Below are 7,962 nucleotides of genomic sequence, written 5' to 3' on the forward strand. Positions count from 1 at the left end.
CGGGTGGCCGGGGGACGCGTGAGCGGGCTGCGCAGCGCGCTCACATCGTCCCCCTTCGTGCCGCCCCGTCGCAGCGATCCGTCCGGGTGGTTCGCGGTGGGCCCGGAAATGTCAGCCGTCCGGGCTGTTCTCCGCGCGATTCTCCTCCCTGGCCTCCTTCAACTTGCGGAGCAGTTCCCGCTTCTGGGCCTGCGGGTCGGCGTGTCCGGCCGCGCCTCGGCCGCCCCGGCGGCCGCCGCCGCGCATCGCGGAGCGCGGCAGGTTGGCCCGGGCACCGCCGACGCCGAGCAGATTGCCGGTGCCATTGCCTCGGGACATGGGGTCTCCTCTCGACCAGTGGTACGAGACGGTTCGTCTCGTAATGACCTCTCCAGAGTGCGCCCGCCACCGCCCCTTGTCAAGACGGAACGTCTCGCCTCGCGGTCTTGCTAGATTCGGACCATGCCCCAGTCCCGTAATCCCGACTCCGCCCGCCGCAGCGAGCGCTCCCGGCGCGCCATCCTCGACGCCGCCCTCGGCCTCGTCAGCGAGGTCGGCTATCCGAAGCTGACGATCGAGGCCATCGCCGCCCGCGCCGGGGTCGGCAAGCAGACCATCTACCGCTGGTGGCCCTCGAAGGCGGCGGTCCTGATGGACGCCTTCGTCGCCCTCGGCGAGGAGGCCTCGCGGGACGGCGAGTACGCGATCCCCGACACCGGGGACCTGGAGGCCGACCTCAAGCTCGTACTGCGCGCGACCGTCGACGAGCTCAACAACCCCAAGTACGACCGGCCCTACCGCGCCCTGGCCGCCGAGGGGGTCGTCAACCCCGAGATGAGCGTGGACTTCGTGCGGAAACTCGTCGAGCCCTCGGTCCAGCTCTACGTGACCCGGCTGCGGTCCGCCCAGGAGGCCGGGCAGGTCGCGGAGGACCTCGATCCGCGCATCGCGCTGGAGCTCCTGATCGGCCCGGTCGCCCACCGCTGGCTGATGCGGACCCTGCCGCTCACGCACGCGTACGCCGACGCGGTCGTCGAGTACGCGCTCCGCGGCCTCAGCCCGCGCTGACCCGCCACTGCCTTCGTGCGGGCGCTTTGACCGACCGCTCTGGGCGTGTCCGTGCGGTGTCTCTCGAGGGTGGCCGTCGGACTCCCGGCGGCGCCCCGGTCGGTGGTCAGTGGTGTTTGGGGCGGGTCTTTGCCAGTCGTCTCGGGGCGTCCGTGATGATTCCGTTGCAGCCCAGTCTCAGGGCGCGGTCGCGGTCGCGCGGGGTGTCGACCGTGTGCGCCCACACGCGGGGGATGCCGGAGGCGGCCGCGCGCCGCAGGTCCGCGTCGCGGGCGCGGTGGTCGACGTCCAGGACCGCGACGAAGTCGCGCCATTCCTCCGGGCGGTCGTGGCGCAGCTGGTCCGCCGAGCGCCACAGCTGCGCCATCAGCCCCATGCGGTGGGCGCGCTCGGCCAGCCACGGCCGGTTGGTGTTGACGAACACCGAGCGCGTCAGGCCACGCCGCTCGATCAGCCGGGCCAGGCCCGGCAGGCTCTCCGGGTCCTTGGCCTCCACCATCAGCACGCTTCGCCCGCCGAACCGGTCCAGCACCTCCGCCACTGTCGGCGGCCGCTCGGGCCGCCACCGGGCGCGCAGCGCAGCGGCGGGCCGCAGTCGTACGCCGGGCCAGTCGTGGCGGGTGAGATTCCGCACCTTGCCCTCGCGGTCGGTCGTGCGGTCCAGGGTCGGGTCGTGCATCACCACGAGCGTGCCGTCCCGCAGCATCCGGGAGTCGAAGTCGAGGACCTGGGCGTGGCCCGCCCGCTGCGCCGCGGCCAGCGCCGCCATGCTGTTCTCGGGCGCCTCGAGCGCGCCGCCGCGGTGCGCGACGTAGACGGTGTCGGGGAGTCTGCCCGCGGAAGGCTTCGGTGTGAACTCCAGCGGGGTGAGCGGTCCCGCGAGCGTGACCGCGACCGTCCCCACCAGCAGTGACCTTGTGAGCATGAACGCAACGCTAGGACGGTAAATGTCGGTATGCCCGTAATTGGCACCCCATTGGGCGGCGGGTCCCGACCACCCCGGATGGGGACTCGGGCCACCTGAGGAGCAGGATGGTGGCAGCATTGATCGGGCAACCGTCGAAGTGAGGGGATAGATGGGCTCCGACAACAGCCGCCACCGCGGCGGGGAAAGCAGGTTCTCCCAGTGGCTGCGCCGCCTGCCGGGAGCCGGGTCGGGCAGCGCCGATACGACGGAGACGGCCGCGAGCCGCGAGGACCTCCTGCTGGCCGCCGCCGCCGCGGGATTCCCCCTCGCCCAGGCCGCCTATCCCGAGGGCTACGGCTGTTCCTGCGACCGGATCGGCTGTCCCACCCCCGGCCGCCACCCGGTCTCCTTCGCCTGGCAGACCCAGGCCTCCACCGAAGCCGAGCAGGTCGCCCGCTGGCTGCGCGCCCAGCCCGAGGCCAACTTCATCACCGCGACCGGCATCAACCACGACGTCCTCGACGTTCCGGCCGAGGCCGGGCAGAGCGCGCTGGAGGTGCTGGACGCCGCGGAGGTCGAGGTCGGCCCGGTCGCCCGGAGCGGCGAGGGGCCGCAGGCCCGGGTGCTGTTCTTCACCGCGACCCGCGGCACCCCGGACGACGAGGACGAGTGGTGGCCCTGCGAGCTGGACTGCCACCCCGAGACCATGGACGAGCACCCGGGGCTGCGCTGGCACTGCCGCGGCAGCTATGTGCTCGTACCGCCCGCGAAGCTGCCGTCCGAGGGCTCGGTGGCCTGGCTGCGTGGCCCGGAGCTGCCGCTGCCCGATCCGCTGACGCTGCTGGAGGCGCTGACCGACGCCTGCGCGCGCTACGCCGGGGAGGGCGCGGGGCACGAGTCGGTGGCCTGGCCCCTCCACCACTGAGGCCCCCTCCACCTCCTGAGGCCACGCCCCTCTGCGGTGGCCACCGCGATATCGGTACCCCTCGGTCCACCACTGAGGCCAGGGAACACCGGGGCGCACTCCCGCGGGAAGGGGCCCGCACTCGTGCGAGAAGGGGGCCCGTACCCGTACGGCCAGGCGCGTGCTCAGCCGCCCTTCGCGGCCGTCAGGCCCTCCAGCCGGTTGAGGAACTCCACCGGGCCGTTCTTCGGTATGCGCACCACCGACTCGGAGATCTTCGCCAGGGACAGCCACTTCTCCGGCTTGCCCTTCATCAGCGTGTTCGCCGTGCTGTTGTCGATCTCGCCGACCTTGTAGCCGGGGGCCATGGTCCGCTTCTCGGCGTGGTGGGCCGCGAAGAACGCCAGCGCGCCGCCGTCTGCGGTGCGCAGCGCGACTGGCGCGTACTGCGGGGGGCCGGCGGGCTGGTCGATGTACTCGGTCCAGTACCGCAGGGTCTTCGCCGTCCGCTGGCGCTGCGCCCGCAGCACCGAGGTCAGGGCGCCGTCCGCGAACTCGCCCTCGCCGGTGCGCAGATACTCCGCGTACGCCCTGCTCAGCCGGTTCGGCGCGATCGGGAGCCCGGCGCCGCCGCCGACCGGCTCGGCCCAGCCGTCCTGGTCGGTCCTGAACTCCGGCACCTGGTTCTCGGCCACCACCGCGAGGTAGGCGGCCTTCCACGGCTCGGTCGAGCCGTTGCGGGTGAACAGCACCAGCCAGCGGTTGTCGTCCCGGTTGCTGGCCGCGTCCGCCAGGAAGAACCGCGGCCAGCCCTTCTGCTTCGGGATGGTGAACTCGGCGTCCTTGAGCCGCAGCGCGGGGTAGTCCGGCCAGCCCTTGGGCCGGGTCTCGCGCTGCGCCCGGACACCGGGCAGGGTCAGCGCGTGGAGCGGCCCGGTCTCGACGGCGGACATCGCCGCCGGATCGGACTTCGTGTACGCCTTGTTGTAGCCGGTGGTGAACCGCTGGAGCGCCTTGGCGGCGTCAGCCTTCGTCGCGGACGGCAGGATCTCCCGCTCGCCGTGCACGGTCACGCACCCGGTCAACAGGGCCGTCGACAGGGTGGTCGCTGACAGGAACGCCGTCACCTGGGGCAACCTGCGTGGCGTCCGGTTCATCGGGCTGGGGCTCCTTCGCGGGCTCCTGCGGGGCTGCTGGTGTCGCGCTCGCGCGCGGCGCAACCTTACCCGGAGCCAGGAACAGCACGAGCGTGGGGATCAAGTACAGGGCCCAGACCGTTACTTGGAGCACGGTCGGATCCGGCTGGAAGTTGACCGTCCCCTTCAGCAGCGTGCCGTACCAGCTGTCCGGCGGCACCGCCGTGCTGATGTCGAACGCCTTCGTGCCCAGCCCCGGCAGGAAGCGCGCCTCCTGCAGATCGTGGAACCCGTACGCCAGCACGCCCGCGGCGACCACGACCAGCAGGCCGCCGGTCCAGGTGAAGAACCGCGCCAGATCGATGCGCAGCGCGCCCCGGTAGAACAGCCAGCCCATGGCCACCGCGGTCAGCAGGCCCAGCACGACGCCGGCCAGCGGCAGGGCCGTGCCGTCGTCGGTCGCCTTCACCGCGCGCCACACGAACAGCGCGGTCTCCAGGCCCTCCCGGCCGACGGCCAGGAAGGCCGTGGCCACCAGGGCGCCGGTGCCGACGGCCAGCGCCTGGTCCAGCCTGCCCTGGAGTTCGGCCTTCAGATGGCGGGCGGTGCGCCGCATCCAGAAGACCATCCACGTCACCAGGGAGACCGCCACGATCGACAGCGAGCCGCCCAGCAACTCCTGGGCTTCGAAGGTCAGTTGGCGCGACCCGTACTCCAGGACGGCGCCGAAGGCCAGGCTCAGTGCGACGGCCGTGGCGATGCCCGTCCAGATGGGGCGCAGTGCGTCCCGGCGGCCCGTCTTGACCAGGTAGGCGACGAGGATACAGACGACCAGGCTGGCCTCCAGGCCCTCGCGCAGGCCGATGAGGAAGTTGGCGAACATCAGGAGGCGTTCCTCTCCGTGGCCTCGAACAGGGCCCGGCCCCACCAGTCGCCCCGGTCCCGCACACCCGGCGGAACGGCGAACAGGCCGGAACTCACGTGCTGGATGTACTCGTTGAGCACATCGGCGCGGGCCAGGCTCCGCTGGACCGGCACGAACCCGGTGCGCACGTCGCGCTGGTACGCGATGAAGAACAGACCCGCGTCGAGCAGCCCGAGCCCGTCGGTGCCGTCGGTGAAGGAGTAGCCGCGGCGCAGGATCGTCGCACCGCCGTTGCTGTCGGGGTGCGCCAGCCGTACGTGGGCGGTCGCCGGCATCGCCTTCAGGTCCGGCTCGTCGCGCTCGCGCCGTCTGCCGTACGGCGCGCCCTCGCCCTTGGTGCGGCCGAAGATGTCCTCCTGCTCCTTCAGGGAGGTGCGGTCCCACGGTTCGATCCGCATCCTGATGCGGCGGGTGACGACGTAGCTGCCGCCGGCCAGCCACGTCGGGCCGTCCTTGTCCGAGACCCACACGTGCTTGCGGAGGGCGGGCGCGTCGGTGCCCGCGATGTTGCGGGTGCCGTCCTTGAAGCCCATCAGGTTGCGAGGGGTCTGCTCGCCGGGTGTGGTGGAGGAGGTCTTGCCGAAGCCGAGCTGGGACCAGCGGATGGCGGCCCGGCCGAAGCCGATGCGGGACAGGTTGCGAATCGCGTGCACGGCCACCTGCGGGTCGTCGGCGCAGGCCTGGACGCACAGGTCGCCGCCGCTGCGGGCCGGGTCGAGGGCGTCGCCGGGGAACTTCTCCAACTCCACCAGGGCCTCGGGGAGTTGGGACTTCAGGCCGAAGCGGTCCTCGCCGTCCTTCACGAACAGCGTGCGGCCGAAGCCGATCGTGACGGTGAGCCGGGAGGGCTTGAGGCCCAGGGCCTCGCCGGTGTCGTCCGGCGGCGCCTCCGGCAGTCCGCCGACGGCGCCCTCGCCGACGGGCCGCCCCGCGGTCATGGCCGCGGCGGCGGCCGTCCACTCCTTGAGGAGGGCGATCAGCGCGGTCCGGTCCTTGGTGGTGACGTCGAACGCGGCGAAGTGCAGCCGGTCCTGGACGGGGGTGGCGATCCCGGCCTGGTGCTCGCCGTGGAAGGGCACGGCCGCGCCCTCGCTCGCGACGTTCTGCGTGCCGGAGCCGCCGCCCAGCGCGGCCGCAGCCCCGCCCGCCGCGGCGGCGCCGAGCGCGAGCCCGGCACCGCCCCAGCCGAGGAGGGAGCGGCGGGAGGGGGAGGCGCCGGCCGCCGCTGTCTGTTCAGCCGCTGTCTGTTCGGGCGCGGGCCTGTCGGCCCTGGGCCGGTCCGCCCCTAGCTGGTCCGCCGCGGGTCCACCCGGCACGGGTGCTTCCGGCGTGGCCTCGTCTCGCATGGCCCCGGCCCTACTTCGCGACCGCGGCGGCCAGCTTGGACAGCGGCTCGGCGAGCGCGTTGACCCCGTCGGACAGCTCCTTGCGGTCGGCCTCGCCGACCTTGTCGTAGGAGGTGAACTCGTACGAGCCCTTGTCCTCGCGGTACTTGTCCAGCAGGCCGTTCAGGGCCGTGAACTGCGCGTCCAACTCCTTGACCAGGGCCGGGTCGTTGGCCGAGACGACCGGCTTCAGCAGCTCGTAGGACTTCTGCGCGCCCTCGACGTTGGCCTTGAAGTCGACCAGGTCGGTGTGGCTGTAGCGCTCCTCCTCGCCGGTCACCTTGCCGGTGGCGACCTCGTCGAGCAGCTCCTTGGCGCCGTTGGCCATGCCGGTCGGGGTGATGTCGGCCTTGCCGACCCGCCGCTGCCAGTCCGCCAGGTCCTTCACCAGGGTCCCGGCGAGCTCCTTCTCCGCCGCGCCGATCTTCCCGTCCTGCCACAGTGCCTTCTCCAGGCGGTGCCAGCCCGTCCACTCCTGGCCTTTCTCCAGGCCGTCCTCGCGCAGGTCGACCTTCGGGTCGATGTCGCCGAAGGACTCGGCCACCGGCTCGGTGCGCTCCCAGCCGATCCGGGACGGGGCGTACGCCTTCTCGGCGCCCGCCACGTCGCCCTTCGCGACCGCGTCGGTGAAGACCCTGACCAGCGGCAGGGTCTCGTCCGCCTGCGCCTGGGCGTACTTGCGGTACTCGGCGACGGCCGCGTCCAGGCGCGGATCGCGCTTCTTGGGGGCGCCCTCGCCGGTGGCGGTGACCTTCTGCCGGATGCCGTCGCCCTTCATGCCGGGCTTGCAGGCGATCTCGTACGAACCGGGCTTGACCTCGGCGGTGATGTCGGCGGTCGTGCCGGGGCCGATGTTCTCCCGCTCGGTGACGATCCGGTCGCCGGGGGCGTAGAGGTAGACCTCGGTGACCTTGGCGCCCTTGTTCTCCACCGCGAGCTTGACGTGCCCGGCGGGGAACCGCTCGGCCGACACCTCGCACGCGGTGTCGGAGGCGGTGACCGCGATGGCGTCCGAGGCCTTCGCGTCGCTCTTCTCCGCGCAGCCCGTGACGGCGGTGAGCGCCGCGGCGGCGGTGAGGGCGAGGGCGGCGCCCGAGGATGTACGGACGGCTCGCGGGGCGCGCGTGGCTGGCATTCGGACTCCAGAGTCGAACAAAGAGGGTATGCGGGGATATTGATTGGTTAGGCTCGCCTAACCTACCCGAGGCTTACCGGAAGAGTTCCCGGCCGTCCAGTGATCCGGGTCTCATCCCGGATGGGCGGGGGTAGTTGTCACAGGGGCGTGCCAGGATGGCCAATGGCTCGGGTTCAACGGCCGTATTCGCTCATGACCGGGCGAGTGCGACATCTGGGGGGATGATGTCTCAAACCATGCCATTCGGTGCGGCGCTTCGAGAGCTGCGCGGAGCGCAGAAGACGGCCAAGGGCGTCTCGCTCTACTCGCGCCACGTCAACCGGCCCGCGGGCCGGTTGNNGTCACGCTGGTCAGCGCCGCGTTCAGCTTCACCGCCGTCGCCGCGCTCGCCTTCACCCGCCCGTCCTGGCCGCTGGCCGCCACCGTCTACGTGGCCCTCGCGGCCGGGTTCGCCTTCGACTCGGCGGACGGTCAGCTGGCCCGGCTGCGCCGGGAGAGCAGCGCGGCGGGGGAGTGGCTCGAC

At 72.3% G+C, this 7,962-nt stretch carries 8 protein-coding genes and 2 pseudogenes; 4 read left to right on the forward strand and 6 right to left on the reverse strand.

The genetic code is table 11. From position 1 onward, the window contains the following. Positions 1-111: 111 nt before the first annotated feature. The gene (locus tag AOK16_RS19965; RefSeq protein WP_205627740.1) at positions 112-318 is read right to left on the reverse strand and encodes a DUF6243 family protein; all 207 of its coding nucleotides are present in this window, start codon (positions 316-318) and stop codon (positions 112-114) included. A gap of 123 nt (positions 319-441) precedes the next feature. On the opposite strand from AOK16_RS19965, the gene AOK16_RS19970 reads away from it, so the two are divergent. Then, on the forward strand, positions 442-1,047 hold the full coding sequence (locus AOK16_RS19970) for a TetR/AcrR family transcriptional regulator (protein WP_055473569.1): 606 nt from the start codon (positions 442-444) through the stop codon (positions 1,045-1,047). Positions 1,048-1,153: 106 nt separating this feature from the next. Here AOK16_RS19970 and AOK16_RS19975 read toward each other — a convergent pair whose 3' ends face one another. Continuing rightward, positions 1,154-1,972, reverse strand: a complete 819-nt coding sequence (locus AOK16_RS19975; protein WP_055473570.1) for a glycerophosphodiester phosphodiesterase — start codon at positions 1,970-1,972, stop codon at positions 1,154-1,156. 151 nt (positions 1,973-2,123) lie between these two features. Between AOK16_RS19975 and AOK16_RS19980 the strand changes: the two genes are divergently transcribed. After that, positions 2,124-2,879 (forward strand): bifunctional DNA primase/polymerase, encoded by a 756-nt coding sequence (locus AOK16_RS19980; RefSeq protein WP_055473571.1) that lies wholly within the window; start codon positions 2,124-2,126, stop codon positions 2,877-2,879. 164 nt (positions 2,880-3,043) lie between these two features. Here AOK16_RS19980 and AOK16_RS19985 read toward each other — a convergent pair whose 3' ends face one another. Genes AOK16_RS19985 through efeO form a run of 4 tightly spaced genes read right to left on the reverse strand, consistent with a single transcriptional unit; the run spans position 3,044 to position 7,439 of the window. Further along, a complete protein-coding gene (locus tag AOK16_RS19985; protein WP_055473572.1) occupies positions 3,044-3,931 on the reverse strand; it encodes an SCO2278 family lipoprotein in 888 nt (295 codons plus the stop codon). Beyond that, positions 3,882-4,877, reverse strand: coding sequence for an iron uptake transporter permease EfeU (gene efeU, locus AOK16_RS19990; protein WP_055473573.1), 996 nt, complete (start codon positions 4,875-4,877; stop codon positions 3,882-3,884). Before efeU ends, AOK16_RS19985 begins: the two co-directional genes overlap by 50 nt. Then, the gene (gene efeB, locus AOK16_RS19995) at positions 4,877-6,265 is read right to left on the reverse strand and encodes an iron uptake transporter deferrochelatase/peroxidase subunit (protein WP_079101587.1); all 1,389 of its coding nucleotides are present in this window, start codon (positions 6,263-6,265) and stop codon (positions 4,877-4,879) included. Before efeB ends, efeU begins: the two co-directional genes overlap by 1 nt. Positions 6,266-6,275: 10 nt before the next feature. Next, a complete protein-coding gene (gene efeO / locus AOK16_RS20000) occupies positions 6,276-7,439 on the reverse strand; it encodes an iron uptake system protein EfeO (protein WP_055473574.1) in 1,164 nt (387 codons plus the stop codon). A 236-nt stretch (positions 7,440-7,675) separates the two neighbouring features. On the opposite strand from efeO, the pseudogene AOK16_RS28555 reads away from it, so the two are divergent. Together AOK16_RS28555 and AOK16_RS28560 are read left to right on the forward strand one after the other, a co-directional pair. Then, a pseudogene (locus tag AOK16_RS28555) lies at positions 7,676-7,777 on the forward strand (CDP-alcohol phosphatidyltransferase family protein); the annotation flags it as partial. A gap of 2 nt (positions 7,778-7,779) precedes the next feature. Continuing rightward, positions 7,780-7,962: pseudogene (locus AOK16_RS28560) on the forward strand (CDP-alcohol phosphatidyltransferase family protein); the annotation flags it as partial.

This window comes from Streptomyces pathocidini, assembly GCF_001418495.1.
Lineage (GTDB): Bacteria > Actinomycetota > Actinomycetes > Streptomycetales > Streptomycetaceae > Streptomyces > Streptomyces pathocidini.